The 26,168-nt window shown below is 60.0% G+C and carries 25 protein-coding genes; 24 read left to right on the top strand and 1 reads right to left on the bottom strand.

Annotated features, from left to right (window positions below; genetic code table 11):
* Positions 1-70: 70 nt before the first annotated feature.
* From murJ to truB, 24 genes are all read left to right on the top strand, one after another.
* Complete coding sequence (gene murJ, locus R3D51_02945; GenBank protein MEZ5898430.1) at positions 71-1,654, top strand: murein biosynthesis integral membrane protein MurJ; 1,584 nt, start codon at positions 71-73, stop codon at positions 1,652-1,654.
* Between the two features lie 71 nt (positions 1,655-1,725).
* Positions 1,726-2,763 (top strand): tryptophan--tRNA ligase, encoded by a 1,038-nt coding sequence (trpS, locus tag R3D51_02940; protein ID MEZ5898429.1) that lies wholly within the window; start codon positions 1,726-1,728, stop codon positions 2,761-2,763.
* A gap of 62 nt (positions 2,764-2,825) precedes the next feature.
* A complete protein-coding gene (locus R3D51_02935; GenBank protein ID MEZ5898428.1) occupies positions 2,826-3,326 on the top strand; it encodes a universal stress protein in 501 nt (166 codons plus the stop codon).
* A 130-nt stretch (positions 3,327-3,456) separates the two neighbouring features.
* Entirely contained in the window at positions 3,457-4,011 is a 555-nt protein-coding gene (locus tag R3D51_02930; protein MEZ5898427.1) for a NifU family protein, read from the top strand.
* A gap of 147 nt (positions 4,012-4,158) precedes the next feature.
* Positions 4,159-4,770 carry a malonic semialdehyde reductase gene (locus tag R3D51_02925; GenBank protein MEZ5898426.1) on the top strand — a complete coding sequence of 204 codons (612 nt, stop codon included), beginning with the start codon at positions 4,159-4,161 and terminating at the stop codon, positions 4,768-4,770.
* Between the two features lie 13 nt (positions 4,771-4,783).
* A complete protein-coding gene (gene tsaB / locus R3D51_02920; protein ID MEZ5898425.1) occupies positions 4,784-5,470 on the top strand; it encodes a tRNA (adenosine(37)-N6)-threonylcarbamoyltransferase complex dimerization subunit type 1 TsaB in 687 nt (228 codons plus the stop codon).
* A 10-nt stretch (positions 5,471-5,480) separates the two neighbouring features.
* Positions 5,481-5,966, top strand: a complete 486-nt coding sequence (gene rimI / locus R3D51_02915; protein ID MEZ5898424.1) for a ribosomal protein S18-alanine N-acetyltransferase — start codon at positions 5,481-5,483, stop codon at positions 5,964-5,966.
* A 146-nt stretch (positions 5,967-6,112) separates the two neighbouring features.
* Entirely contained in the window at positions 6,113-6,574 is a 462-nt protein-coding gene (locus R3D51_02910) for a Fur family transcriptional regulator (protein MEZ5898423.1), read from the top strand.
* A gap of 15 nt (positions 6,575-6,589) precedes the next feature.
* Positions 6,590-7,555, top strand: a complete 966-nt coding sequence (locus tag R3D51_02905; GenBank protein MEZ5898422.1) for a lysophospholipid acyltransferase family protein — start codon at positions 6,590-6,592, stop codon at positions 7,553-7,555.
* 66 nt (positions 7,556-7,621) lie between these two features.
* Positions 7,622-9,034, top strand: a complete 1,413-nt coding sequence (gene miaB, locus R3D51_02900) for a tRNA (N6-isopentenyl adenosine(37)-C2)-methylthiotransferase MiaB (GenBank protein ID MEZ5898421.1) — start codon at positions 7,622-7,624, stop codon at positions 9,032-9,034.
* Positions 9,035-9,188: 154 nt separating this feature from the next.
* Complete coding sequence (locus R3D51_02895) at positions 9,189-10,184, top strand: PhoH family protein (protein ID MEZ5898420.1); 996 nt, start codon at positions 9,189-9,191, stop codon at positions 10,182-10,184.
* A gap of 8 nt (positions 10,185-10,192) precedes the next feature.
* Positions 10,193-10,699, top strand: coding sequence for an rRNA maturation RNase YbeY (gene ybeY / locus R3D51_02890; protein ID MEZ5898419.1), 507 nt, complete (start codon positions 10,193-10,195; stop codon positions 10,697-10,699).
* A gap of 25 nt (positions 10,700-10,724) precedes the next feature.
* Positions 10,725-11,750, top strand: coding sequence for a hemolysin family protein (locus tag R3D51_02885; GenBank protein ID MEZ5898418.1), 1,026 nt, complete (start codon positions 10,725-10,727; stop codon positions 11,748-11,750).
* Positions 11,747-13,357 (top strand): apolipoprotein N-acyltransferase, encoded by a 1,611-nt coding sequence (gene lnt, locus R3D51_02880; protein ID MEZ5898417.1) that lies wholly within the window; start codon positions 11,747-11,749, stop codon positions 13,355-13,357. The genes R3D51_02885 and lnt overlap by 4 nt, the downstream gene beginning before the upstream one ends.
* A gap of 137 nt (positions 13,358-13,494) precedes the next feature.
* Positions 13,495-13,944, top strand: a complete 450-nt coding sequence (locus tag R3D51_02875; protein ID MEZ5898416.1) for a helix-turn-helix transcriptional regulator — start codon at positions 13,495-13,497, stop codon at positions 13,942-13,944.
* A 202-nt stretch (positions 13,945-14,146) separates the two neighbouring features.
* Positions 14,147-15,352 carry a methionine adenosyltransferase gene (gene metK / locus R3D51_02870; protein MEZ5898415.1) on the top strand — a complete coding sequence of 402 codons (1,206 nt, stop codon included), beginning with the start codon at positions 14,147-14,149 and terminating at the stop codon, positions 15,350-15,352.
* Between the two features lie 84 nt (positions 15,353-15,436).
* A complete protein-coding gene (gene trmB, locus R3D51_02865; protein MEZ5898414.1) occupies positions 15,437-16,126 on the top strand; it encodes a tRNA (guanosine(46)-N7)-methyltransferase TrmB in 690 nt (229 codons plus the stop codon).
* 155 nt (positions 16,127-16,281) lie between these two features.
* Positions 16,282-16,920, top strand: a complete 639-nt coding sequence (gene rimP / locus R3D51_02860; GenBank protein MEZ5898413.1) for a ribosome maturation factor RimP — start codon at positions 16,282-16,284, stop codon at positions 16,918-16,920.
* A 4-nt stretch (positions 16,921-16,924) separates the two neighbouring features.
* Complete coding sequence (gene nusA / locus R3D51_02855; protein ID MEZ5898412.1) at positions 16,925-18,574, top strand: transcription termination factor NusA; 1,650 nt, start codon at positions 16,925-16,927, stop codon at positions 18,572-18,574.
* 30 nt (positions 18,575-18,604) lie between these two features.
* On the top strand, positions 18,605-19,285 hold the full coding sequence (locus tag R3D51_02850) for an RNA-binding protein (protein MEZ5898411.1): 681 nt from the start codon (positions 18,605-18,607) through the stop codon (positions 19,283-19,285).
* 18 nt (positions 19,286-19,303) lie between these two features.
* Positions 19,304-22,051 carry a translation initiation factor IF-2 gene (gene infB / locus R3D51_02845; GenBank protein ID MEZ5898410.1) on the top strand — a complete coding sequence of 916 codons (2,748 nt, stop codon included), beginning with the start codon at positions 19,304-19,306 and terminating at the stop codon, positions 22,049-22,051.
* Between the two features lie 102 nt (positions 22,052-22,153).
* The gene (locus tag R3D51_02840) at positions 22,154-22,735 is read left to right on the top strand and encodes a YcxB family protein (protein ID MEZ5898409.1); all 582 of its coding nucleotides are present in this window, start codon (positions 22,154-22,156) and stop codon (positions 22,733-22,735) included.
* Complete coding sequence (rbfA, locus tag R3D51_02835; protein ID MEZ5898408.1) at positions 22,735-23,145, top strand: 30S ribosome-binding factor RbfA; 411 nt, start codon at positions 22,735-22,737, stop codon at positions 23,143-23,145. The genes R3D51_02840 and rbfA overlap by 1 nt, the downstream gene beginning before the upstream one ends.
* Before the next feature lie 41 nt (positions 23,146-23,186).
* Complete coding sequence (gene truB / locus R3D51_02830) at positions 23,187-24,110, top strand: tRNA pseudouridine(55) synthase TruB (protein ID MEZ5898407.1); 924 nt, start codon at positions 23,187-23,189, stop codon at positions 24,108-24,110.
* 33 nt (positions 24,111-24,143) lie between these two features.
* Here the strand turns inward: truB and R3D51_02825 are convergent, their stop codons facing one another.
* A complete protein-coding gene (locus R3D51_02825; GenBank protein MEZ5898406.1) occupies positions 24,144-25,937 on the bottom strand; it encodes a cation:proton antiporter in 1,794 nt (597 codons plus the stop codon).
* Positions 25,938-26,168 lie beyond the last annotated feature (231 nt).

The following is a 26,168-nucleotide window of genomic DNA, read 5'->3' as shown; positions in this document are numbered from 1 at the left end:
GTTGCGGCCTGTTGGCATCACTGCTTCTGGGCCTTGCTAGTGGTTGCGAACCCCGTTACCTCGCTGGTCCATGAAACTCTATCGCTCCTTCGTAACGGTTGGCGGCCTGACGCTTCTGAGCCGGGTCCTGGGGTTCGTGCGCGATATTCTTATCGCCGCGACGCTGGGATCGGGTTGGGTGGCGGACGCTTTCGTCGTCGCGTTCCGGTTCCCGAACCTGTTTCGCCGTCTGTTCGGCGAAGGTGCATTCAACTCGGCCTTCGTGCCGATCTTTGCCAAGAAGCTCGAAGGCGAGGGCAAAGAGGCAGCCCGGCAATTCGCCGAAGAGGCGATGAGCGGACTCGTCTTCGTTCTCCTGATTTTGACCATCGTTGCCGAGATCGCCATGCCGGTGCTTATGTACGCATTGGCGCCTGGCTTCGACGTTCAGCCGGAAAAGTACGAGCTTGCGGTCCTGCTCACGCGCATCACGATGCCGTATCTGTTGTGTATGTCGCTAGTCGCGCTCATGTCCGGCGCGCTGAATTCGGTCGGCAAATTCGCAGAATCCTCCTCCGTTTCCATCGTGCTCAATTTTTCGATGATGGTGGCAACGTTGTTGTCGATCTGGTGGGGATACAAAGCGGAGCCCGAAGCCGGCGTTATTCAGGCCTGGGGCGTGTTTGCAGCCGGTATTTTGCAGCTTTTGCTACTCATGTGGGGGATGAGCCGTAACGGTTTATCGCTGAAACTCCGATGGCCGCGGTGGACACCCGATCTACGGCGGCTTTGGGAGTTGGGCGTACCTGGCATCATCTCGGGCGGCGTCACCCAGCTCAACATTGCAATTGGCACCGTGATAGCATCGATGCAGCCGGGCGCTGTTTCGCACCTTTATTATGCCGACCGGATCTATGAGCTTCCTCTGGCAATTGTCGGTATTGCTGTCGGCGTCGTTTTGTTGCCCGACATCGCTCGCAGCTTGCGCTCGGGCGATCATGCCTCGGTGATGGACAGCCAGAACCGCTCGCTTGAATTTGCCATGATGTTGACAGTCCCCGCGGCGGTGGCGATTGCGGTTATGCCGTCACAGATCGTGCGCGTGTTGTTCGAGCGTGGGGCTTTTGTCGCAAGCGATTCCGCTTCGACGGCCGCCGTGCTGGCTCTGTTTGCCATCGGGCTTCCGGCCTTTGTCATGATCAAGGTCTTTTCACCCGCATACTTCGCCCGTGAAGACACCAAGACGCCCATGCAGTATGCGACCATCAGCCTGATCGCGAACACGCTTGGGTCGATTGCACTGTTTTTTGTGTTCCGAAACATCGGCTGGGCGCCGGAGCTTGGCATTGCGATTGCCACCTCTTTCGGTGGTTGGCTCAATGCCTGGCTGCTCTGGTCGACGCTGAGCAAGCGCGGCGAATTCGAGATCGACCGGCGCTTCAAGCGCAATATTCCTTTGATCCTTCTTTCAAGCGCAACGATGGCAGGTGCGCTCTATGCGGGATTGTTCGTTTTTGAGCCCTATCTGGCTCGCGAGCAGGGCTTTTTAGTGCAAAGCGGCGCACTCGGGCTCCTGGTCGTCGTAGGTCTGTTGACCTTCGGGGTGATGATCCTGATCACGGGCGCCTTATCGCCGGCCCAGTTACAAAGGTTTCGCCGCCGCGCCGGCCAATAATCGCTAGAGCTTGCCACACCCGTCTGGGCGGGCCATAACCCGCGCCGGAATTCCAATAACTGGTGGACGAAATGAAGATCACTCCGCGCGTCTTCTCGGGCATGCAGCCGACCGGCAGCTTGCATCTGGGCAACTACCTTGGCGCCATGGTCAACTGGATCAAGATGCAGGACACGCACGAGTGCATTTACTGCGTCGTTGATCTGCACGCCATCACGGTCTGGCAGGATCCGGAGGAGCTGCGCAACTCGATCCGTCTCGTCACCGCCGCTTACATGGCTGCCGGACTGGATCCGAAGAAGAGCATCCTCTTCAACCAGTCGCAGGTGTCCGAGCACGCCGAGCTCGCTTGGATCTTCAATTGTATCGCGCGGCTGGGCTGGCTCGACCGTATGACGCAGTTCAAGGAAAAGGCGGGCAAGGACAAGGAGCGCGCCTCTGTTGGGCTGTATGCCTACCCAAATCTGATGGCTGCCGACATTCTCGCATATCGGGCAACGCACGTGCCCGTGGGCGAGGATCAAAAGCAGCACTTGGAACTGGCGCGTGACATCGCTCAGAAGTTCAATAACGACTTCTCAAAGCAGATCATCGCTGCGGGCTTTGCCGATGGCATTTTCTTTCCCCAGCCCGATCCAGTCATCACGGGGCCGGCGACCCGCGTCATGAGCCTGCGGGACGGTACCAAGAAGATGTCGAAGTCCGATCCTTCTGACCTGTCGCGCATCAACCTCACCGATGACGCCGATGTCATCGCCAAGAAGATCCAGAAGGCGAAGACTGATCCGGAGCCCATTCCCACCGACAAGGAGGGCTTCGCCGGTCGACCCGAGGCGGAAAATCTTGTGGGCATCTATGCGGCCATGGCCGATCAGTCCGTGGACGCGGTGTTGAAGGATTTTGGCGGCCAGCAGTTCTCCAGCTTCAAGAAGGCGCTTGCGGAGGTCGCCACCGAGAAGATGGGGGCCATCGGCGGCGAGGCGAAAAGGCTGATGGCAGACCCCGCGGCGATTGATAAGGTCCTGGCCGACGGGGCGGCGCGAGCGCGTGCCATCGCCAAACCGATCATGGATCAGGTCAAGGACATCGTCGGGTTCGTCCGCTCGTGACAGCCGCGGATACTGGGATTGTCCAAGAGCATCGATAAGGAAGGGGCGGCAGCGTGACAGACATGAAGCCAAGGCGTTCCTTCGAGGCTGGCCACACGCGCAAGTTTCTACTCGTCGTGGACGAGAGCCAGGAAGTCGAGAGCGCGCTTTACTACACAGCCTCGCGCGTGCAGCGCTCCTCGGGCTGTATCGCTATGCTCTACGTAATCGAGCCCGGTGAATATCAGCACTGGGTTGGCGTGCGCCAGAAGCAGCTTGAGGAAGAGACCACAAAGGCCAAGGCGTTGTTCCGTCTGTTCCGCCGCAAACTCAACCTGGCGGGCTTTGAAGACGTCCCCTCCGAGGAGATCATTCGCGAGGGCACGCCTGCTGAGGCCATCGTCCAGCAGATCAGCGAGGATGAAGACGTCGCGATTCTCGTGTTGGGCGCCGCGACCGACGCCAAGGGGCCGGGGCCGCTGGTGTCTTCGCTGGCTGCCGGCAAGGTTGCAGGTGGGTTCGCGATCCCCATCACGATCGTTCCGGGCAAACTTTCTCTTGATGAAATCAAGGCTTTGGCTTGATTTTAGGTCGTCCGTCCTCGACAAACGGAGCGCATCGGCATATATCTTAGAACAATTCTAACGGTGGCGCGGATGGCTGGTGTGACCGGTGCGTCTGCGGAGCCGTGTCCGGTAATTGAGGCTTGCTGCCATGTTTATTCAGACCGAAGCGACCCCTAATCCAGCTACGTTGAAGTTCATGCCCGGCAAATCGGTGCTGGACTCCGGTACCGCCGATTTTCGTTCTCGGGACGAGGCTGGAAAGTCGCCGCTCGCGGCGCGGCTGTTCGACATCGATGGCGTCAAGGGTGTCTTCTTGGGCTCCGACTTCATCTCTGTCACCAAGGGTGATATCGACTGGCAGCATCTAAAGCCCGTCGTGCTTGGCGCCATCATGGAACACTACATGTCGGGGGCGCCTGCCTCCGACGATGAAGGCGCAAACGATGCGGGCGAGGGCTCGTATGATCCTGACGACGAGGACACCGTTGCGACCATCAAAGAGCTGATCGAGACCCGTGTGCGTCCGGCCGTCGCCCAGGATGGCGGAGACATCACGTTCTCCGGCTTCCGTGACGGAGTTGTCTATTTGCATATGCGCGGAGCGTGCGCCGGCTGCCCCAGCTCCACGGCTACGTTGCGGCACGGCATCGAAAACCTGCTCAAGCATTTCTGCCCGGATGTGCAATCGGTCCAGGCCGTATAGCCGGGGTAGGTTTGCTGACGTTCTTGAGCAGGTTAAGGGCGCTTAAGATAAGAATATCCTAGCAGATATGAAACCCCGCGATGCCTCGCGGGGTTTTGCACGTTGGACTTGAGGTCCATCTTTCCCGACCACAGGAGACCAATCGAGATGACCGCCACGCCCACGCTCAAACGTGATGCCATCGATGCTTCCGCGCTTGGCCCGATTTTTCTGGATGCGCGCACCCACTCCAAGTGGCTCGAACGTGACGTCCCGGATGAATTGCTCCACCAGCTCATCGACGTACTCAAGCTTGGTCCCACCAGCGCGAACTGCTCGCCTGCACGCATCGTATTCGTCAAGTCCCGCGACGCCAAAGAGCGCCTGAAACCCCATTTGAGCGAAGGTAACCGCGACAAGACAATGGCGGCGCCAGTTACGGCGATCATTGGCCAGGATTTGCGCTTCTACGATCACTTGCCGAAGTTGTTTCCCCATACCGACGCGCGCTCATGGTTTGCCGGAAACGAGGATAAGATCCGCGAGACGGCTTTCAGGAATTCTTCCTTGCAGGGTGCCTATCTCATCGTCGCTGCGCGCGCGTTGGGTCTCGATTGCGGACCGATGTCAGGTTTCGACAACGCTGGCGTGGACGCGGCTTTTTTTGCCGGCACTGAAGTAAGATCGAATTTCCTTTGCAATCTTGGCTACGGCGATGCATCTGCGCTACGCCCGCGCAGCCCGCGCTTTAGCTTCGACGAGATGGCGAGCATAGTTTAAAAGTCCAGGCATTATGAACGTTCTTGCCTTCGATACCTGCTTCGATGCGTGCTCGGTCGCCGCTGGCCGCGGCCTGCTCAGTCTTTCCCCTTCGATCGCTGCATTCCATGAACCAATGTCGAGCGGGCAGGCGGAGCGTCTCGTGCCCATGATTTCTGAAGCGCTTTCGGCAACCGGGATGTCGGTCCTCGATCTTGATCGAATTGCCGTTACGCGAGGGCCTGGGACGTTTACCGGCACGCGGATTGCCACCGCCGCGGCTCGCGCCCTGGCGCTCGTCGCAAATACGCCCATAGTGCCGGTCTCGACGCTGCATCTAATGGCGATGAATCCGTCCCTTCATGTGATCGGCGCGAGTGAACTTGTGATTGCCACCGATGCGCGACGCGGCGAGGTGTATATCGAACGGTTCGATCCACGCACTTTGGCCTCGCGCGCTCCAGCAGCTGCTCTCGCAATTGATGAGGCGGTGCAGCAGCTTCCAGAGCGCGACGTCCTGGCTGCGGGCTCAGGCGCGGAAGCACTCGCCAAGGCAGCGAATGCAACGGGCAGGAGCATTAGGGCTATTGAGCCACACCTTTTGCCTGATTCCGTGGACGTACTTTTCCGCGCCATCCATATGAGGCATTTTAACAGCGTTCAGGCAGTTTATTTGCGTCCGCCCGATGCCAAACCGCAAATCAATGCGGTCATCGCATAGGACTTCTGGCATGACGTCGAATGTCACTCCTTTCCGCAACGTAAAGCACGTCTCGCTGCTATGGGCAGCGCCCGAGCGGTCGGGAGAGGTGGCTGAGTTGCACGCAAAGGTTTTCGAAGAAGCCTGGAATGAAAACTCGATAAAGTCGCTGCTGGAGCATCCGGCTTCCACATCCCTTATCGCAGTCACAGGCGATCCAAAGACGGTTAAGGGTTTCGTGATTGCGCAATTGGCAGCCGACGAGGCTGAGATCCTTTCCATCGGAGTCGCGCCGGATTGGCAGCGTGCGGGCTTGGGCACTCTGCTGCTTCAGGGCTTGGCGCGAGCATCAAAAAGGGGCGAGGCCAAGAGGATTTTTCTTGAAGTGGCGGATGACAACGTGGCCGCACGCGCGCTCTATTTGAGGCTTGGCTTTCAGGAGGCCGGACGTCGCAAGGGCTATTATCATCGCCCAAAGGGCGCCGTCGATGCGCTGACGCTTGTGCTCGCGCTCTAACCGATCGGTCGGTTGTTTTCAGACACTAATGCGTCCAGCCGCGGGCGTCGTCTCCTCATATGGTGGACGCCATCGGCGGCCTATGCCTATAAGTCGGATGAGCGCACACACCTTGAACGCCCAACAGGTCCGATACTCAAACCGTCATGTCTGCAACGCGCCAAGAATGTCCGACGCGCATAGAGGCGCGATGCAGCGAGCAGGGCCTGAGAATGACCGGCCAGCGCCGCATCATCGCGCGCGTTTTGAGCGAGGCGCGCGATCATCCCGACGTGGAGGAGGTCCATCGCCGCGCCAGCGCTGTCGATTCCAGAATTTCGCTCTCGACCGTCTATCGGACACTGAAGTTGTTTGCCGAGAAAGGGATTTTGGAGCGGCACGATTTCGGTCAAGGCGGACACAGCCGTGGCAGATACGAAGAGGCCTCGCGCCGTCACCATGATCATCTCGTCGATGTGGAAACGGGCCGCGTTATCGAATTCTCAAACGAAGAGATCGAGGCCCTTCAGGAGCGCGTCGCCCGTGAGCTTGGCTTCACACTTGTTGGCCATAGACTCGAGCTCTACGGCATTCCGCTCCCCAAGAAGAAGGCCGCAGGCGACGGCTGACGCGGCGGGCAGATCATGAGCGAGGAAAGCGCAAGCATACCGGTACAGCAGATACGGATCCCGGCACAGCCGGAATTCAGCAGGCTTCGCGCATCCTGCGTTCTTGCAGCCTTCATGACGCTGACCGTGCCGTTGATGCCGGTTCAGGCACTCTTGTTGAAGATGTCGCCAAAGGCAGCGCGCCGCTTTCCTCATTGGTATCATCGCCAAGTCTGTCGCGTGCTCGGCATCAAGCTGACGATCAACGGTGCGGTAGTGCGCGACTCTCCTGTCCTGCTCGTATCCAATCATACGTCATGGCTCGACATCCCGGTCTTGTCGGCGGTGGCCCCGGTGTCGTTCGTCGCCAAGAAAGAGGTGGGCAACTGGCCATTTGTCTCTTCGCTGGCGCGTCTTCAGCGCACCGTTTTCGTCGATCGCACGCGCCGACACGCGGCAGGTCAAACAGCACAGGAAATCATGGACAGGTTGAAGACGGGCGATGCGATCGTGCTGTTCGCCGAAGGCACGTCTAGTGATGGAAACCGCGTGTTGCCATTCAAGACGTCGCTGTTTGCCGCTGTGAAGCCGTCAAGGACGGAAGAGGAAAAGCAGTCGGCGGCGCCCGGGTTGGTCAACGATGCCCCGCCGATGGTGCAGACGTTGGCGATTGTCTACACGCATTTGCATGGCTTGCCGTTGGGACGGGCCGACCGACCCCGTGTCGGCTGGTACGGCGATATGGAGATGCAGTCGCATGCCTGGGCGCTTTTGGGCGGCGGCCCCTTGGCCGTTACGATCGATGTGTCGCCGCCGGTGCCATTGAGCGATTTCGCCGACCGTAAGACATTGGCGATTTCGAGCGAGCGCACCGTTCGCGAAGCCGTCCACCGGATCCTGCGTGATCGCAAGCCCGAAGAAGCGCTTAAGCCCGTGGAGCCACGGCCAGAGGACCGGAAAGTTCGGCCTACGGGCGCAGTTGAGGGCGAAAAATGGACATGACCCCCATCTTGTGTGCTATCGCAGCCGCCCAAGCTATCACGTCATTTGCAACGGAGCCCGAAGCGCATGGGCATCACATCTGATCTCGACATCACGGCAAGCACGAAGTCTTCAGCCGCCAGCCAGGACACGGCAGGGCAGCAGCCCAAGGCGGTGTATATCAAGACGTTCGGTTGCCAGATGAATGTCTACGACAGCGAGCGAATGATGGAGGCGTTGGCGCGCGAGGGTTACGGCGTCACCGAAAACGTCGACAGTGCCGATCTCGTCATCCTCAACACCTGCCACATCCGCGAAAAGGCCGCCGAAAAGGTCTATTCGGAACTCGGGCGGCTGAGACAACTCAAGGAGCAGCGGCGTGTCGACGGCAAGCAGACGGTCATCGCCGTGGCCGGTTGTGTCGCGCAAGCGGAAGGCGTGGAAATCACCACCCGCCAACCCGCCGTCGATCTCGTGATCGGCCCGCAGAGTTATCATCGCTTGCCCGCCCTTATCGGCCGCGTCACGCGCGGGGAATCCCGCATCGTCGAAACGGAGTTTCCCGAAGAAGATAAGTTCAAGGCGCTTCCCGAGCGCGCTGCGCAAAGAAACCCAAGCGCGTTTCTGACCGTTCAGGAAGGTTGCGACAAGTTCTGCACCTTCTGCGTTGTGCCCTATACGCGCGGCATCGAGGTTTCGAGACCGGTGGGAGATATCGAGAAGGAAGCCCGAAAGCTCGTTCAGTCGGGCGTGCGCGAGCTCACGCTTTTGGGACAAAACGTCAACGCGTATCACGGCGAAGGCGCGAACGACCGTCCGGTGGGTCTCGCCGGACTTCTCGATATCTTAAGTGAGATCGATGGGCTGGACCGGCTACGCTACACGACAAGCCATCCCCGGGATATGAGCGATGACCTCATCGCGGCGCATGGCAACAATCAAAAGCTCATGCCGTTCCTGCATTTGCCGGTGCAGTCGGGTTCGGATGCAATCCTGGCAGCAATGAACCGCAAGCACACGGCAGAGGAATATCTGCGGCTGGTCGAGCGCATTCGCGCAGCCCGGCCCGATATTGCGATGTCGAGCGATTTTATCGTCGGCTTCCCGGGCGAGACTGACGCCGACTTTGAATGCACGCTCGATCTGGTCCGCACAGTCGGTTTCGCACAGGCCTTTTCTTTCAAGTATTCAGCCCGGCCCGGAACTCCGGCGGCCAGCGCAGAGGATCAAGTGCCGGAATCGGTCAAGACGGAGCGTCTGGCCCGCCTTCAGGACCTGCTTGAGTCCCAGCAGGCAGCCTTCAATGCCGCCCTGGTAGGGCACGTTCTGCCCGTGCTTTTTGAGCGTAAGGGGCGTCATGAGGGCCAGATCGTGGGGCGCTCACCCTATCTCCAACTCGTTCACGCGGACGCCGCCCCCGAGCTTATCGGGCAAATAAAGCCGGTTGCTGTGCGTTCGGCCAGTCAACTGACGCTGTCGGGTGTCATTGCAGCGGCATAATCGCGGTTTACCGCGTTTGTTGCTCCCGCCACACTTCCCGTGGCAACCTGAGCGCACTAAATTCGTTCTGCAACGCGGGCGTGATTGCGATTCGCTTCCCGTCCCTGCGGTGGTCGTAAGCTGATCCGATTGGCCGTTGAAGGAGATACCGGACTTGGCAGGTTTTCGCGGGCTTCCCGCTTCAGCCTCGCGTCGCGAGGGCAAGACCGAGGCGCAGGGCGCCCGGATCGTCGTCCCCTTTGAGGACAACCGCCATCTGACCCGCCTCCTTGGCGAGTACGACAGCCACCTGGCCTTGATCGAAGACCGGCTCGGCATCAATGCTCATGCCCATGGCAACGTCGTGATTCTCACCGGCCCCGCCGCCGCGTGTACGCTTGCCCGCGATGTGCTGGAAAAGCTCTACGCACGCATCGCCAAAGGCGAAAGCATCGGCGCGGGTGACTTCGACGGATTGATCCGCCACGCGCGGTCCGAAGAGCCAAGCGCCGATGGTCAGGCCCAGATCGCGACTCGTCGGCGCGTGGTGAAGGCCCGCACACCCATGCAGAGCAATTACATCCGTGCCGTCGAGAAGCACGATCTCGTGTTCGGCATTGGCCCTGCGGGCACCGGCAAAACGTACCTCGCGGTTGCTTTTGCAGCGCACTGTCTTGAGCGCGGTGTTGTGGAACGCATCATTCTTTCCCGTCCCGCTGTCGAGGCGGGCGAGCGTCTGGGTTTCTTGCCCGGCGACATGCGCGAGAAGGTCGATCCCTATCTGCGTCCGCTTTACGATGCGCTTTATGACGTTTTGCCGCCGGAAAAGGTCGAACGCGATCTGGAAACCGGCGTGATCGAGATTGCGCCGTTGGCATTCATGCGCGGCCGCACCCTGGCCAATGCATTCGTCATTCTCGATGAGGCGCAGAATACCACCTCGATGCAGATGAAGATGTTCCTCACCCGCCTTGGAGAAGGTTCCAAGATGGTCGTGACGGGCGATCCGACACAGATCGATTTGCCACCCGGCATGAGGTCTGGATTGGAGGAGGCGGTTTCGTTGCTCGATGGTGTGGACGATATTTCTGCCATCCGTTTCACCGGAGCCGACATCGTGCGCCGAGATCTGGTCGCCAAGATCGTCGCCGCTTACGATAAGGCGGTCTGAGAAGGCCAATGTCCGAAGGACGTGCTAGAAGACGCCCCAGGCTGACCGCCGATGTTGTCGAGGACGCGGGGGATTGGTCTTTCCTGAAGGACGCGACCGCCCTGGTTGAGGCGGCGGCATCGCAGGTGGAGGCGGACGACATCGCGCCCCAGCCGGCAAGTTTCACACTCGTTTTGTCCGACGATGACAATGTCAGCGCCTTGAATGGACAGTTTCGCGGCAAGCCTAAGCCGACCAACGTGCTATCGTTTCCGGCTGGGAGCGGTGCTGAGGCTGGAAATCTCGGCGATATCATCATCGCTTGCGAGACTTTGCAGCGCGAGGCGTCGGATGAAGGCATTGCGCCCGAGCATCATTTCCAGCACTTGGTTGTGCACGGCATCCTGCATCTGATGGGCTTTGACCATGAGACGGAAGTCGATGCTGAACGCATGGAAGCACTGGAAATTCGCATTCTAGCGAGACTTGGCATCGCAAACCCCTACACTGCGCCTCTCGATACGGCTAAAAGTTGATACCGCGTCATGCGAACGAAGACCCATGAGTGATACGTCGAACGACAAAAGTTCATCCGATGCCTTGCCTGACGAGCAGCGAGGCTGGATACAGGTCTTGCGTAGCAAGCTTGGACTGACCGGGCCGCAGACGCTGCGCGACACGCTGGAAGGCGTGCTGAAAGCACCGGACACGAACGCTGCCTTTTCCGACGCGGAACGTGGGATGCTTTCACGCTTGCTGCGCTTTGGCGCCAGCCGGGTTGACGACATCATGGTTCCTCGCGCCGACATCACGGCGCTGGACGAGACCGAGCCGCTATCTGAGTTGCTCAATACCTTCATAGAGGCAGGAGTTTCGCGCATTCCCGTCTTTCGCGAGACGCTCGACGATCCGCGCGGCATGGTCCACATCAAAGACCTGTTCGGCTGGCTCGTTTCGGAAGCCAAGGGACGCAGCGCAACGACTTCGGATAAGCCGACCGACGGAGATGGTGCGGCTGCGCACGCTCTTGCGCTGCTCAACCTGGGAAGTGTCGATCTCAGCCGGCCGATTTCGGCAGCAAAGATCCGCCGTCAGGTGCTCTATGTTCCGCCCTCCATGCCGGCGGCCGATCTGCTCATTAAGATGCAGTCATCGCGTAATCACATGGCGCTTGTCGTCGATGAGTACGGTGGTACCGACGGTCTCGTCACGATCGAGGATCTGGTTGAGCAGATCGTCGGCAACATCGAGGATGAGCACGACGAAGCGGAAGAATGCAATATCGTCAGCGACCCCAAACAGGGTTTGATCGCCGCAGCGCGCACGCCGATCTCGCAGCTCGAAGAGCATCTCGGAATCAAGATCCTGGACGAGGATGACGATCAGGATGTCGATACGCTAGGCGGGCTTGTGTTCACCCTGCTGGGCAGGGTGCCGACGCGGGGAGAACTCATCCGCCATGCGAGCGGACTTGAGTTCGAAGTCTTGGATGCCGACCCTCGCCGCGTCAAGAAACTGAAGATCCACGTGCCGCGATCCGCTTCCACCGCGCGCACCAGCGGCTCGGCGCCGTCCAAATCTGAATGAAAGTCGCCACCGAGGCGGGCGTTCCCGTATTCCAGCGTCTGCGTGACGGCGTGCGCAGACTGTCGGGTTGGCGCCGTGCTGGATTGGCGTTCGTTACGGGTGCTATCAGTGTTCTGGCTTTTGCGCCATTTCACGCATTTCCAATTCTATTTTTGACGTTGCCGGTCCTGGTGTGGCTCATCGATGGCGCGCGCAGCCCACGCGACGCTGCGGTCGCAGGTTGGTGGTACGGTTTCGGTTTCTTCCTGTTGAACCTGTTTTGGATCGGCGAGGCTTTCCTCGTCGAAGCAGAGAAATTCGCCTGGCTGTTGCCGTTCGCGGTCACGCTCCTGCCGGCAGGTATCGCGTTGTTCTGGTCGGCTGCAATCGCACTATGCAAGTATTTCTGGCGATCCGATTGGAGCCGCGTGCTGGTGCTTGCTGGAATAATGGCGGCAGTCGAATGGCTGCGCGGTCACGTGCTAACGGGATTGCCTTGGGATGTTTTGGGCTATGCACTGACGTATCCTCTCACTCTCATGCAAAGCGCGGCGCTCTTCGGCGTCTATGCGCTGGGTGTGCCCGCGGTTGTGATCTTCGCGTTGCCGCTCGTAATCGCCGCGGACGCACCTCAGCCGTCCGCTAAAACGCATCTCACCGCCGCGGTCATTGCACTGGCTCCTCTCCTGCTATTGCAAGCCTATGGCGCATGGCGGCTAGGATCTAATCCTCCGCGGGATGTGGCTGGCATTCAATTGCGCATAGTGCAGCCAAGCGTTCCTCAGCGTGAAAAATGGCAGCCCGACAAGCAGCGCGAGATCTTCCAGCAGCATCTGGCGATGTCGGTGACGAACACCCAAGGCGTGCGCGACGATCTCAAAGGCGTAACCCACGTCATCTGGCCGGAAGCCGCGATGCCGTTTCTGCCGCTCGAACATCCAGAAGCGTTGCAGGCCATCGGATTGATGCTTCCGCCTGGGACGTCGTTGATTGCAGGCGCCTTACGTCGCGACGTTTTTGAAGGTGGTCAAAAGGGCTACAACTCGATCATGGCGTTTGACGATACGGGCCGTCTCGTCGCCACCTATGACAAGATCCATCTTGTTCCCTTTGGCGAGTATCTACCCTTCGAGCCGGTCCTGTCAGCTATCGGCCTGTCAAAGCTGACGCGCGGCCTGGGCTCTTTCGACACGGGATCGCTGCCGCGTAAGCCGATTGCCGTTCCCGGTCTGCCGCCCGTCGGTGGGTTGATCTGCTATGAAGTGTTGTTTCCAGGCGCGGTTATCGATGACGCGCACCGTCCGCAGCTCCTAGTCAATGTCACCAACGATGGTTGGTTTGGCGATACTTCGGGCCCGCGCCAGCACTTCCATCAAGCCCGTGTGCGGGCCGTCGAAGAGGGGCTACCGCTCATTCGGGCGGCCAACAACGGGATCTCGGCGGTCATCGGTCCTCTGGGCCGGATCAAGGGATATGCCGGCCTTAACCAGAAAGCCGTGATTGACGCCGGACTGCCGGAAGCGATCGCGGTAACCGTTTATGGCACGTACCGCGATTGGGTGCTGCTTGGGCTGGAGCTGATATTGCTCGTCATATTGTTATTGAAGTGGAGCCCCAGACAGGCATAAAAAGCGCGAGGTCAACGGTTCAAGCGCCGGTTGTGGTTTGAGTATCCGTTGCTATGTGACCTGCGATTGACGAATTGGTGCTCTGCACCTACCAATTGCAGGCGATGACGTGACGAAATTTAGGGGCCAGGGCTTGAATGGCGGACGAAGCATTGGACGACATTGAAGAGCCAGAGCGCAATTCCCGCCGCGCGAACCCCATGGATGTGCATGTTGGTGGCCGCGTGCGGATGCGTCGCATGTTGCTCGGCATGAGCCAGGAAAAGCTCGGCGAGCAGCTCGGGCTGACATTCCAGCAGGTTCAAAAGTACGAAAAGGGCGTCAACCGCATAGGCGCCAGCCGCCTATTTGAACTGGCAAAGGTGCTCGGAGTGCCGGTCCAATTCTTTTATGATGAAGCGCCCACAGGGGTTTCCGGTTTGTCGGCACCGGGCTTCGCCGAGCGTCCAAGCGACAGCTACGTCGTGGACTTCCTTGGGACGCGCGAAGGGCTTGAACTTAACAAAGCTTTTTCGCGTATTTCCGATCCCAAGGTCCGCAAGGCGGTATGTGATCTGGTGAAATCACTGGCTGGTGAAGAGAACTGAGTTTCGCTCCGGGGGTGTGACAGGCAGCCCCGGTTTTGGCGGGATTTCGGTCCGGCTCGTGCTTGACCGTGGCTCCAAAGGCTGCAACAACCCCGCGAATTCGCACCCACAGTCTTCCTTGCCGGTGTGCGAACCACTCCTTTTCTCCGCGAAATCGTCCGGCGTTTCGCAATTCAAACGCAAGAAATATACGGGGGCCATTGTGGCACGTAAGTCCTATCTCTTCACGAGCGAGTCCGTTTCCGAGGGGCATCCCGACAAGGTTTGCGACCGGATCTCCGATGAAGTGGTTGATGCGTTCTATCGCGAGGGCGCCAAGGAGGGGCTCGATCCTTGGATCATCCGTGCCGCGTGCGAAACCATGGCCACGACCAACCGAGTGATCATCGCGGGCGAATATCGCGGACCGCGCGGCGTGACAGTGGCTGCCATCGAAGAGTTGACCCGCAACGCCATCAAGGACATCGGCTACGAGCAGGACGGCTTCCATTGGGCGAACGCCAACATCGAAGTGTTGCTGCACGGCCAGTCGGCTGACATTGCAGCCGGCGTCGACGCCAAGCAGCCGACCAACCAAGAAGAAGGTGCCGGCGACCAGGGCATCATGTTCGGCTACGCTTGCAACGAAACGCCGGATCTCATGCCCGCGCCCATCTACTACAGCCACAAGATCCTTCAGGATCTTGCTGCGGCTCGCAAAGCCAAGTCGGGTGAAGCAGCGAAACTTGGGCCCGATTCCAAGAGCCAAGTGACCATGCGCTACGAAAATGGCAAGCCGGTCGGCGCTGCCGCCATCGTCGTATCCCATCAGCATGTTGTGGAAGACCTGAGCTCGCGGCAGGTTGCCGACATCATCGAGCCGTTCGTGCGCAAGGCGCTGCCCGACGGCTGGATTACCAAGGACACCGTTTGGCACATCAATCCGACCGGCAAGTTCTTCATCGGTGGCCCCGACGGCGACTGCGGGCTCACGGGCCGTAAGATTATCGTCGATACCTACGGCGGCGCAGCGCCCCACGGCGGTGGCGCATTCTCCGGCAAGGATCCCACCAAGGTGGACCGCTCAGCGGCTTATGCCGCTCGCTATCTGGCAAAAAACGTCGTCGCCGCAGGCATTGCCGATCGTTGCACGATCCAGCTGTCCTACGCTATTGGCGTCGCCAAGCCGTTGTCGATCTACGTTGATACGCACGGCACAGGCAAAGTTGACGAGGCCGCAATCGAGGCGGCCTTGGCGAAGTCTATGGACCTTACCCCGCGTGGCATCCGCGGTCATCTTGACCTCAACAAGCCGATCTATGCGCGGACCTCCGCCTACGGTCACTTCGGCCGCAAGCCCGACAGCGATGGCGGCTTCTCGTGGGAAAAGACGGATTTGGCAGACACTATCAAGAAGGCGATTGCCTGAACGGGCTGAATGTTTTTCTGATCGTGCGAACGGCCGCTCGAAAGGCGGCCGTTCGTCTTTGCGATATGGCGCAAGGCTTGAGTGATGAGCTCGGATGACGAAAGGGAGTTGCGCTCTTATGGGCGCCGGCGCGGCCGCAAAGGTTCGAGCCGTCAAGAAGCTCTAAAGCGCGATCTCCTGCCTCGCGTTGCGCTCGATCTTACCGCGCCTTCCGGCCGGCTCCCCGTGGGGGAGTCGGAAGGCGCCGCTCAAATATGGCTGGAGATCGGGTTTGGCGGCGGTGAGCATCTCGTCTGGCAAGCCAAGCATAATCCTGGCGTCTCGCTGATCGGCTGCGAGCCCTTCGAAGACGGTGTTGTTAAAGTCCTGAGCGCGATCGAGGAAGATCGCCTGGAGAATGTGCGCGTGCACATGGGCGACGCCCGCGATGTGCTGCGATGGCTTATGCCGGCCTCGGTTAGCCGTGCATTCATCCTGTTTCCCGATCCCTGGCCTAAGCGAAAGCACCGCAAACGCCGTCTCGTTAACCCTGCCACATTAAAATTGCTCGCCCGGATCATGAAGCCGGGCGCGGAACTGCGTATCGGCACGGATATCGGCGATTACGCCCGAACAATGTTACAGGCCTTCCGCGTGCAATCCGATTTTGCCTGGCAGGCGGAAAGCCCCGCCGATTGGCGCATTCGGCCCCCGGATTGGCCCCAAACACGCTATGAGCAGAAGGCCGAGCGTGAGGGCCGCATACGCTACTATTTTCGCTTTTTGCGGGTCTGATCCGCGCGGCAGGTGTTGCGGCGCTTGCAAAACTTCCGCAGTTCGCTTATGTACGCGCCAATTCAATAACAAACTGAAGACTTCTAGAGTGGACCTCCGGGCCCGCTCCAAACGGTCATTAAAGTCCTCGAGTAAAGAAAGACGACGTCTCGCGAATGGCCACCGAGCCTCAAGAACTTGCACCCTCAGCGGTTTCTGCCGAGCGCTTCATGCGCGAGACGGGCCTAGCCGCTGACATTGCTGCCGTTGCCGAGCCGGTCTTGGAAGATCTCGGCTTCCGGTTGGTGCGTGTCGCGGTTGCAGGCGGACGCGAGGATCGCATTCTACAGATTATGGCCGAACGTCCCGACGGCAGCATCACAATTGACGATTGCGAAGCGATCTCGCGAGCGTTGTCGCCGGTGCTCGATGTCGCCGATCCGCTTCCGGGCGCCTATCGGCTTGAGATTTCTTCACCAGGTATTGATCGTCCGCTCGTGCGCCCTTCCGATTTTGAAGATTGGGCTGGCCACGTTGCCAAGATAGAATTGAAAGAACCAGTCGATGGCCGGCGGCGTTTCAAAGGTACGCTTGAAGGTTTCGAAGACGGCGAAGTACGTATCGCCACCGAACTCGGCGAGCTTGGTCTGCAGCACCTGGGGCTACCCGTTCACCTCGTGGCGGATGCCAAGCTGGTTCTGACCGACGAATTGATCCGCGAAGCGCTGGCACGCGCCAAGAAGCGTCATGCTGAACGCCCTGGCGACGGCGCGGAAATGGATGAAGACGACTTGAACGACGACGTGGAGGACTGATCCCATGGCCATGGCAGGCATTTCCGCCAACAGGCTTGAGTTGCTGCAGATCGCGGATGCTGTCGCGCGCGAAAAGACGATCGACAAGAAGATCGTCATAGAGGCGATGGAGGACGCGATCCAGAAGGCGGCAAAGTCCCGTTACGGCGCTGAGAACGACATCCGCTGCGAAATCGATCCTAAGACTGGCGAAGCACGCCTCACTCGCGTGATGGCCGTTGTCGAAGAAGTCGAGAACGATGCCACCCAGCTCAATCTCGAAGACGCAAAAAAGCGCAATCCGCAGGCACAGATCGGCGATTTGATCGCAGAGACGCTACCGCCGCTGGAATTCGGTCGCGTCGCCGCCCAGAACGCCAAGCAGGTAATCGTCCAAAAGGTGCGCGAAGCCGAGCGCGACCGCCAGTTTTCCGAATACAAGGACCGCGTCGGCGAGATCGCCAACGGCACCGTTAAGCGTGTCGAGTACGGCAACGTCATCGTCGATCTCGGTCGTGCCGAAGGTATCATTCGCCGCGATGAGATGATCCCGCGCGAGAACGTGCGTCTCGGCGACCGCATCCGCGCCTACATCTATGACGTGCGCCGCGAACAGCGCGGGCCGCAGATCTTCCTGACGCGCGCGCGTTCGGAATTCATGGCCAAGCTGTTTGCTCAGGAAGTGCCTGAAATCTACGACGGTGTCGTCGAGATCAAGTCGGTGGCGCGCGATCCTGGAAGCCGCGCCAAGATCGCGGTCATTTCCAAGGACAGCTCGATCGATCCTGTCGGTGCGTGCGTCGGTATGCGTGGTGCGCGCGTGCAGGCCGTCGTCAACGAGCTTCAAGGCGAGAAGGTCGATATCATCCAATGGAACCCGGATGCGGCGAGCTTTATCGTCAATGCGCTGGCACCTGCGGAAGTTACCAAGGTGGTGCTCGATGAAGATTCAAACCGCATCGAGGTTGTGGTGCCCGAGGCGCAGCTGTCGCTCGCCATCGGTCGTCGTGGCCAGAACGTCAGGCTCGCATCTCAGCTCACCGGTTGGGATATTGATATCCTCACCGAGCAGGAAGAAAGCGAGCGCCGTCAGAAGGAATTCGCCGAGCGCACCCAGCTTCTCATGGAGAGCCTGGATGTCGACGAGGTTATCGCCCAGCTGCTCGTGACCGAAGGCTTCGCCACGATCGAGGAAGTCGCATTTGTCGATCTGTCTGAGATTTCCCATATTGAAGGCTTCGACGAAAACACCGCGCAGGAAATCCAAAACCGTGCGCGCGAATATCTTGAGCAGCAGGAAGCCGAGCGCGACGCGAAGCGCCGCGAGCTTGGTGTAGCCGACGACATGGCCGATATCCAAGGCATGACCACCGCCATGATGGTGGCGCTGGGCGAAAGCGGCATCAAGACGGTGGAAGATTTCGCAGATTGCGCAACCGACGAGCTGGTCGGCTGGACCGAGCGCAAGAAGGAAAAAGACGCCGAGCCGATCCGCCACAAGGGTTATCTCGACGGGTTTGAGCTGTCTCGCAAGGATGCCGAGGACATGATTTTGGCCGCGCGCGTCCTTCTTGGCTGGATCGAGCCCGAAGCCCCTGCGGAAGAAGGGGAAGGCGAAGCGGAAATGACACCAGAGGCCGGGAATGCGGGCGAAGAGCCTGCACCTCAGGCTTAGTCCCATGAGACCCCAGGCAAACGAGGCGAAGTGGCAAGACAGCAGGCGCACACAAAACACGGCGAGGAGAGCCCAGAAACGGGCTCTGAACGCACGTGCGCGCTAACCCGCCAGCACCGGGCGCCCGAGGAGCTTATTCGCTTCGTCGCCGCCCCTGACGGGACAATTGTGCCTGATATCGACCGCCGCTTGCCTGGGCGCGGCGTGTGGCTGACGGCGACCCACGAGACTGTGGAAAAAGCGGTAAAAACCAAGGTCTTTTCCCGCGGGATGAAGGCCAATGTTTCCGCCGCCGAGGATTTGGCCGACCGGATCGAGCAGCTTCTGGTCCGCCGTGTCAGTGAAACCCTGGCGCTGGCCAACAAGGCAGGATTGATTTCCGCCGGGTTCCAACAGGTTGAGAGCGCGCTGGAAAAGGGCACTGTGGCGGTCGTTGTGCACGGCGCCGAAGCGGCCCTCGATGGCTGTCAAAAGCTCGACCGGAAATTCCGGGCAATTCAAAAAAATTTTGGCCGGGATGCGCCCATCGTCACAGCGCTGACGGTAAACGAAATCAGCTTGGCCATGGGTAGGCCAAGTGTGGTACATGCTGCCCTCATACCCGGAGGACTGACGGAGCGGTTTCTGAGGGAGGCGGAGCGTCTTGTGCGCTACCGGACCTCCTCGGCCGCGCCCGAATTGCCAGTCTCCACCACTGAATCTCGAACTTAAAGGCTGAACGGAAAACGCATGAGCGAACAAAAAGACCAGACCGATAAGACCGTGCGGACAGGGGCACGCAAGCCGCTGACCCTGCAGAAGACGGTCGAATCGGGCCATGTGCGTCAGAACTTCAGCCATGGCCGATCTAAAAGCGTCGTCGTCGAGAAGAAGAGGACACGTAAGCTTGGTCCGCCCGGTGCGGAACACACCGAGACCCCGGCCGTGGCGACGCCAGTCATAGAGAAGCCCCGCACGCAACGACCGGCAGGCGATATGCCTCCGGCTGCACAGTCGCAGCCGCAGCGCGCGCGGCCGGCGCAGCGCATCCTTTCGGAAGCCGAGCGCAAGGCGCGGGATGAAGCACTTGCAGCGGCGCGTGCCGGTGAGGCGCAGCGTGCGCCCGAGGTTGCTCCTGTTCGCTTTGAGCCGGTACGCCCGCCCGAGCCAGAAACGCCTCCGGCTCCAGTGGCTGCACAGACGCCCTCGGCGGCTCCGCAGGCAGAGGCGCCCGCCGCATCTGCGCCCGTCGTCGAGGCCAAGCCCGAGTCGCAGCCCGCGGCCGAAGCGCCACAGCCGCCCGCCGCGGAGCGCGCGCCTGGGCCGCGCGAGGAAAGCCGACCGCGTGAGAGCGGCCGCCCTGCAGGTGCGCGTCCGCAAAACCCGGCTTTCATGCCACGCGAAGGTGGCAGGCCCCGCGAGATCGAATTGCCGACGACGCGTCGTGCCGGTGGGGCGCCAGCCTCTACCGAACCTGAAGCGCCAAAACGCTCTCAGCGCATGGCACCTGCCGCCAAGCAGATGATGGACGACGAAGACTCGCCGGCCGCCAAGCGTGGTGGTCCAGGGGTGAAAATTCCGCGCCCGGCCGTGAAGCTCAACGAAGGCCGCAGTGCGCGTACCAAGATCACGATTACGAACTTCGATCGCGAAGCTCAGCAGCGTTCGCTCGCCTCTTTGAAGCGCAAGCGCGAAAAGGAGAAGGCGAAGGCGATGGGGTTGTCGCAGACGCGCGAGAAGATTGCGCGCGAGGTGACGATTCCGGAAGCCATTACCATTCAGGAATTGTCCAACCGTATGACGGAGCGCGCCGTCGATATCATCAAGTACCTGATGAAGCAGGGCGCGATGCATAAGATCACCGACGTGATCGACGCCGATACTGCTGAACTGATCGTTCAGGAGTTCGGTCACACGGCCAAGCGCGTATCCGAAGCCGACGTTGAAATCGGGTTTGTTGGCGACAAGGACGTTGACGATCATCTGGAGCCGCGCGCACCCGTGGTGACCATCATGGGCCACGTCGACCACGGCAAGACCTCGTTGCTTGATGCCATTCGTTCCACCAACGTGGTGTCGGGCGAAGCCGGTGGTATCACGCAGCATATCGGCGCGTATCAGGTGCAGACGGCCGATGGAGACAAGATCACGTTCATCGACACGCCCGGCCACGAGGCGTTCACCGCCATGCGTGCACGTGGTGCGAAGGTCACCGACATCGTTGTTCTCGTGGTTGCCGCCGACGATGGCGTCATGCCTCAGACGGTGGAAGCATTGAACCACGCCAAGGCGGCAGGCGTTCCGATGATCGTCGCCATCAACAAGATCGACAAGCCGCAAGCCGATCCCAACCGCGTACGCACGGACCTGCTTCAGCACGAGATCGTGGTGGAGAGCATGGGTGGCGATACGCTGGAAGTTCCAGTCTCGGCTCTGAAGCGCACCAACCTCGACAAGTTGCTGGAAGCGATCCACCTTCAGGCGGAGATTCTCGACCTCAAGGCCAACCCGAATCGTTCGGCTGAGGGCATCGTGATCGAGGCGAAGCTTGAACGTGGCCGCGGTCCGGTTGGCACCGTGCTGGTTCAGCGCGGTTCGCTTTCGGTCGGCGACATCGTGGTTGCAGGTTCTGCCTGGGGCCGCGTCCGCGCACTGATCGACGACCATGGACAGAACATCGCCACGGCGGGCCCGTCGGTCCCCGTTGAGATCCTCGGCTTCGACTCTGCGCCTGAAGCCGGCGATCAATTCGCTGTCGTTGAAAACGAGGCGCGTGCGCGCGAAATTACCGATTATCGCGTGCGCAAGCGCCGTGAGACATTGGGCTCTGCGGGCAGCAAGAGCACGCTGGAACAGATGATGCAGCAGCTTAAGGAAGCTGGCCGCAAGGAGTTCCCGCTGGTCATCAAGGGTGACGTTCAAGGTTCGGTCGAAGCCATTGCCGGATCGCTTAAGAAGATCGGCAACGATGAGGTCGAGGCAAGGATCATCCATACCGGCGTTGGCGGCATCACCGAATCCGATATTGCGCTGGCAGCCGCTTCCAAGGCCGTCGTCATCGGCTTCAACGTGCGCGCCAACGAGCAGGCAAAGCGTGCCGCTGACGCACAGGGCATCGAGATCCGCTACTACAACATCATCTATGACTTGGTCGATGAGGTGAAGGCGGCGATGTCGGGCCTGCTGGCGCCGACCAAGAAGGAAGTGTTCCTGGGTTACGCGACCATCAAGCAGGTCTTCAACATCTCGAAGGTCGGCAAGGTTGCCGGTTGCCAGGTCACGCAAGGCAAGGTCGAGCGCGGCGCGAAGGTGCGTCTGTTGCGCGACAACGTCGTGATCCACGAAGGTTCGCTGTCGATCCTGAAACGCTTCAAGGACGACGTGAAGGAAGTCACGCAAGGTCAGGAGTGCGGCATGTCGTTTGCCAACTACCAGGACTTGCGCGAGGGTGACCAGATCGAATGCTTCCAGATCGAAACGATCGCGCGTTCGCTGTAAGAAACGACACATTTGTCCGCGCGGCCTCTGCGCCGCGCGGACTTTGATTTTCACCGTTACCAGAGGCAATGCGCGGTCCAATCCCGCGGTCGCCGAGAGCCTATGACCGAAACAAGCAATACCCCTGTTTATCAGCTCCACTACACGCTCGTGCGCGAGGATATCGCCGCCTACGAGCTGATGCCGCATGAACTGCAAGGCGCCGAGAAGCTCTGGCTTTTTGGCCCCATTCTGCTTTGCGGCGCGGCGGTGGGGTTGTTTGAGGACCAATTGGCGCCATACCTGCCTTGGGATCCGACAACCAAATTGGGGCAGGTGGCGAGCGTCGTGTCGGCTATTGCCATCGGTTACGCGTTGAGCCTCATCTTGCTGACGGCGAGAGCGCGTCATCGTATCCGAACCACGCCGCTTTCCACTTCACCCATTTCGCTCGAGGCCTATGCCGACCGCATCGTCGTGAAGCAGGGCGCGGGCGTGCAAACTTTTCCTTGGCATGATTTGACCGTGGTTTCAGGCAAAGCGCACGTCATTCTTGCCTACACGCCGCGAGATGCGGTCATTATTCCGCTGAGGGCATTCACGGGTCCGGATGAAATGCGCGCCTTCGCCGACTTCGCCGAAGCCGCCGGACGCGATGCTGACGACGAGATCGGCAACAAAAACGAAAATAAGGAAGCTCCCTGATGAGCCGCGGGTCAAAAAGCAAAGGATCTAGCGCCGGAAAAGGCCCCTCGCAGCGTATGCTTCGCGTGGGCGAGCTGATCCGACACAAAATTTCGGAAATGCTGGTTCGTGGCGATATCCATGATGACATCATCGCCAGTCATTCGATCACGATTCCCGAGGTCCGCCTGTCGCCCGATCTCAAGATCGCCACTGTCTACGTCATGCCGCTCGGCGGCGCTGACATGAAGCCGGTGATCGAGGCCCTGACGCGCAACAAAAAGTACATCCGCGCCGAGGTCGCGCACACCCTCGACCTCAAGTACGCGCCGGACGTTCGCTTCCGCGAGGACGAAACGTTCGAGGAGGCTACGCGCATTGATCGCCTGCTCGACAGCCCCAAGGTGCGCCAGGATACGCAGAAGAAGTGAGACACTTCTTTGGCTTGATGGACTGAACAATCGGAATACACATGGCACGACGCAAAAAAGGCAACCCGGTTCACGGCTGGCTCGTACTCGATAAGCCGCTCAACATGACTTCAACCCAGGCGGTGGGCTTCGTGCGGCGTGCATTCAACGCGCAAAAGGCCGGTCATGCGGGGACGCTCGACCCGTTGGCGACCGGCATTCTCCCCATCGCTCTGGGCGAAGGCACAAAGACCGTGCCCTATGCCGTGGATGGAGAAAAAGCCTACCGATTCACGGTCCGCTGGGGCATCGAGACGACCACGGACGACACCGAAGGCCAAGTTCTCAACGCCAGCGATATCCGCCCGTCTCAAACCGATATCGAGGGGCTCTTGTCGCGCTTCATCGGTGAGATCATGCAGGTGCCGCCGCAGTTCTCAGCCATCAAGGTGGATGGCGAACGTGCCTACGATCTGGCGCGTGATGGCGAGGAAGTTCGTTTGGCTGCGCGGCCCGTTTACATCGAGCGGCTTGAACTCATCGACATGCCTGATGCGGAAACCAGCGTCTTCGAGGCCGAATGCGGGCGCGGCACCTATGTTCGCGCCATCGCCCGGGACATGGGCCGACTTCTTGGTTGCTTTGGCCATGTCATTGCGCTCCGACGAACCCGAGTCGGTCCTTTCGATGAGGATCGCGCCGTCACCGTGGAGGAAATCGAAGACGCAATGAAAGCGGAAGACGGCGGCGCGGTGCTTTCGCGTTTGCTGGAGCCCGTCGAGTCGGCTCTGTCTGATCTACCTGAGCTGATGGTCTCGCCATCCGACGCGGCGAGCTTGGTGCGCGGTCAGGCGATTCTGATCCGAGGGCGCGACGCGCCCGTTCTGACCGGCCCGGCTTTCGCAACCTCCAAGGGGCGTCTGATCGCTCTTGGTGAATTGGATAAGGGCGCTTTGCATCCAACGCGCGTGTTCAATCTGGGCTGAGTGGGTCCGCTGCAGCGGGGCGGCTTTAGCTGCCTACTTCTGACTGGTGCGCCGAGGGAACGCTCGCGTCGCTGTACCGGCCTTTTCGGCGGCGCCTTGAAGCTCGGCACGGAAGGAGTCTCGCTTCTCATGGATGGAGGCTATGACGTAACCGGTCGGCACGCCGAGGCCGACCAGCGCCGCTTCTGATAGCTGAAGGCTCGCTTCAATCGTCTCAGGCACCGCATCCGTGACGCCGAGCTTGTAGAGGTTGCGTGCGTGCAGAGCGTCCTTGGCGCGCGCGACGATCACGAGATTGGGATAGGCGGCGCGCAGGGACTGGACGATCTCGTCAGTCTCTTTCTCAGTATGGATGGTGACGATCGCGGCCTTGGCCGTATCCAATCCACACTTTTGCAGCAGATCAAGCTCGCGTACGTCGCCGAAATACACAGGCTCCCCCGCGTGACGCGCTTCGCTGACCAGTCGGGCTGTGCGGTCGACGGCGATATAAGGAACTTTATGTTCTTTCAGCATTTGGCAGATCAGTTGGCCGACACGGCCGTAGCCGATCACCACTGCCTTTGGCCCACCTATATCGGCGGGAAGCTCCAGCAACGCCGGATCGATCTGAGCCTCCGGCGCGTTGCGCTTGCCCCAGCTCTTGGCCAACGTGCCCAGAATGGGGATGAACGCCATCGAAATGGCTACCGAGGTGAGCATCAAAGATGCCACATCAGGCCGAACCAGTCCGTAAGACAGCGCAAGCGTAAGAATGACGAAGGCGAATTCGCCTCCAGGCGCGAGCAGCGCTGCCGATTCTACGGACGCCGCCGTTGAGATGCCGAATGCGCGCGAGAGCAAGAACACAACGGAGGCTTTGAGAACGATCACTGCCGCTGTCGCCGCCACAATCACGATGGGATTGGCGATCAGCACATTGAGATCAATGCTCAGGCCGACGGAAAAGAAGAACAGACCCAGGAGCAAGCTCTTCAAAGGTTCGATGATCGTTTGGATAACGCGGCGGTACTCGGTCTCCGCCAGGATCAGGCCAGCAACAAACGCACCCAGAGCCATCGAAAGTCCGGCCGCAGCAGTAATGAAGCTGGTGCCGACCGCCACGAATAGCGTTGTGGCAATAAACATGTCGTGGCTGCCCGTCTGGGCGACCAGGCGGAACAGGGGCTGCAGCAAGAAGCGCCCCACGACAATGATGATGGCCAGGGCGATTGCGGCTTGCCCGAACGCCTTGAGCAATCCTGCGGCAAGCGAACTGCCGGCTTCCGGATCGAGGATGCTGAGCATGAACAAGATCGGCACGACGGCAAGATCCTGAAACAGCAGAATAGAGAATGTCGTTCGCCCGGTTGCCGTCGCCAGCCGCTTTTGCCCCGAGAGATGCTCAACGACGATGGCCGTCGACGACAGGGCCAGCGCCGAGCCGACCACGATCGATCCGTTTGCAGAGAGGCCGCCGAACATCGCGCTAATGGCGATGAGGATCGCGGATATGACGACCTGCGCCGCACCGAGGCCGAACACCAAGCGGCGCATCGTCATCAATCGCTCGAACGAGAGCTCCAAGCCAATCAGAAACAACAGAAAGACAACGCCCATCTCGGCGAGGTTTGCCACTTGCTCGGGGCTCGAGATGGATAGCCAGCTAACTATCGGAAACTTCCAGGCCAGGAGGCCCAGACCTTTGGGGGAAAGCACGGCTCCGGTGATCAGATAGGCAAGAACCGGGCTGATTTTGTAGCGGCTGAGCACCGGCACCACGACGCCGGCGGTGCCCAAAATCAACAAAGCATCCTTGTAGCTGGTCAAATCCTCGGTGCCGGACATCTCTCCCCCGCAGTTCCTCTATGCGTACTATCACGCAGTCGGGCTCTTCCCACCATTGGTAAATTCCGCGCAACTTGCGCTCGTGTTGAAACCGGATGCCACCTCCAGGTTGACGTGAAGCGGCGGCGTCGTGGAGGAGCGGGGAAGATTTCCCGCGGTGGTTAACCGGAGCTTAGTCGCTGGCGGTTAGATTTACCTTATTGGGCGCTGGGCGAGCGCCATCTGTTGGGC

It is taken from the genome of Hyphomicrobiaceae bacterium (assembly GCA_041397645.1).
GTDB lineage: Bacteria > Pseudomonadota > Alphaproteobacteria > Rhizobiales > Hyphomicrobiaceae > Hyphomicrobium_B.
The sequence above is the reverse complement of the archived record's forward strand: the minus strand, read 5'-3'. Positions and strand labels throughout refer to the sequence as shown.

Bases quoted from the DNA above. Each gene is read 5' to 3' on its own strand.
- murJ (MEZ5898430.1), top strand. From the start codon at position 71: ATGAAACTCTATCGCTCCTTCGTAACGGTTGGCGGCCTGACGCTTCTG.
- trpS (MEZ5898429.1), top strand. From the start codon at position 1,726: ATGAAGATCACTCCGCGCGTCTTCTCGGGCATGCAGCCGACCGGCAGC.
- R3D51_02935 (MEZ5898428.1), top strand. From the start codon at position 2,826: ATGAAGCCAAGGCGTTCCTTCGAGGCTGGCCACACGCGCAAGTTTCTA.
- R3D51_02930 (MEZ5898427.1), top strand. From the start codon at position 3,457: ATGTTTATTCAGACCGAAGCGACCCCTAATCCAGCTACGTTGAAGTTC.
- R3D51_02925 (MEZ5898426.1), top strand. From the start codon at position 4,159: ATGACCGCCACGCCCACGCTCAAACGTGATGCCATCGATGCTTCCGCG.
- tsaB (MEZ5898425.1), top strand. From the start codon at position 4,784: ATGAACGTTCTTGCCTTCGATACCTGCTTCGATGCGTGCTCGGTCGCC.
- rimI (MEZ5898424.1), top strand. From the start codon at position 5,481: ATGACGTCGAATGTCACTCCTTTCCGCAACGTAAAGCACGTCTCGCTG.
- R3D51_02910 (MEZ5898423.1), top strand. From the start codon at position 6,113: ATGTCTGCAACGCGCCAAGAATGTCCGACGCGCATAGAGGCGCGATGC.
- R3D51_02905 (MEZ5898422.1), top strand. From the start codon at position 6,590: ATGAGCGAGGAAAGCGCAAGCATACCGGTACAGCAGATACGGATCCCG.
- miaB (MEZ5898421.1), top strand. From the start codon at position 7,622: ATGGGCATCACATCTGATCTCGACATCACGGCAAGCACGAAGTCTTCA.
- ybeY (MEZ5898419.1), top strand. From the start codon at position 10,193: ATGTCCGAAGGACGTGCTAGAAGACGCCCCAGGCTGACCGCCGATGTT.
- R3D51_02885 (MEZ5898418.1), top strand. From the start codon at position 10,725: ATGAGTGATACGTCGAACGACAAAAGTTCATCCGATGCCTTGCCTGAC.
- lnt (MEZ5898417.1), top strand. From the start codon at position 11,747: ATGAAAGTCGCCACCGAGGCGGGCGTTCCCGTATTCCAGCGTCTGCGT.
- R3D51_02875 (MEZ5898416.1), top strand. From the start codon at position 13,495: ATGGCGGACGAAGCATTGGACGACATTGAAGAGCCAGAGCGCAATTCC.
- trmB (MEZ5898414.1), top strand. From the start codon at position 15,437: ATGAGCTCGGATGACGAAAGGGAGTTGCGCTCTTATGGGCGCCGGCGC.
- rimP (MEZ5898413.1), top strand. From the start codon at position 16,282: ATGGCCACCGAGCCTCAAGAACTTGCACCCTCAGCGGTTTCTGCCGAG.
- nusA (MEZ5898412.1), top strand. From the start codon at position 16,925: ATGGCCATGGCAGGCATTTCCGCCAACAGGCTTGAGTTGCTGCAGATC.
- infB (MEZ5898410.1), top strand. From the start codon at position 19,304: ATGAGCGAACAAAAAGACCAGACCGATAAGACCGTGCGGACAGGGGCA.
- R3D51_02840 (MEZ5898409.1), top strand. From the start codon at position 22,154: ATGACCGAAACAAGCAATACCCCTGTTTATCAGCTCCACTACACGCTC.
- rbfA (MEZ5898408.1), top strand. From the start codon at position 22,735: ATGAGCCGCGGGTCAAAAAGCAAAGGATCTAGCGCCGGAAAAGGCCCC.
- truB (MEZ5898407.1), top strand. From the start codon at position 23,187: ATGGCACGACGCAAAAAAGGCAACCCGGTTCACGGCTGGCTCGTACTC.
- R3D51_02825 (MEZ5898406.1), bottom strand. From the start codon at position 25,937: ATGTCCGGCACCGAGGATTTGACCAGCTACAAGGATGCTTTGTTGATT.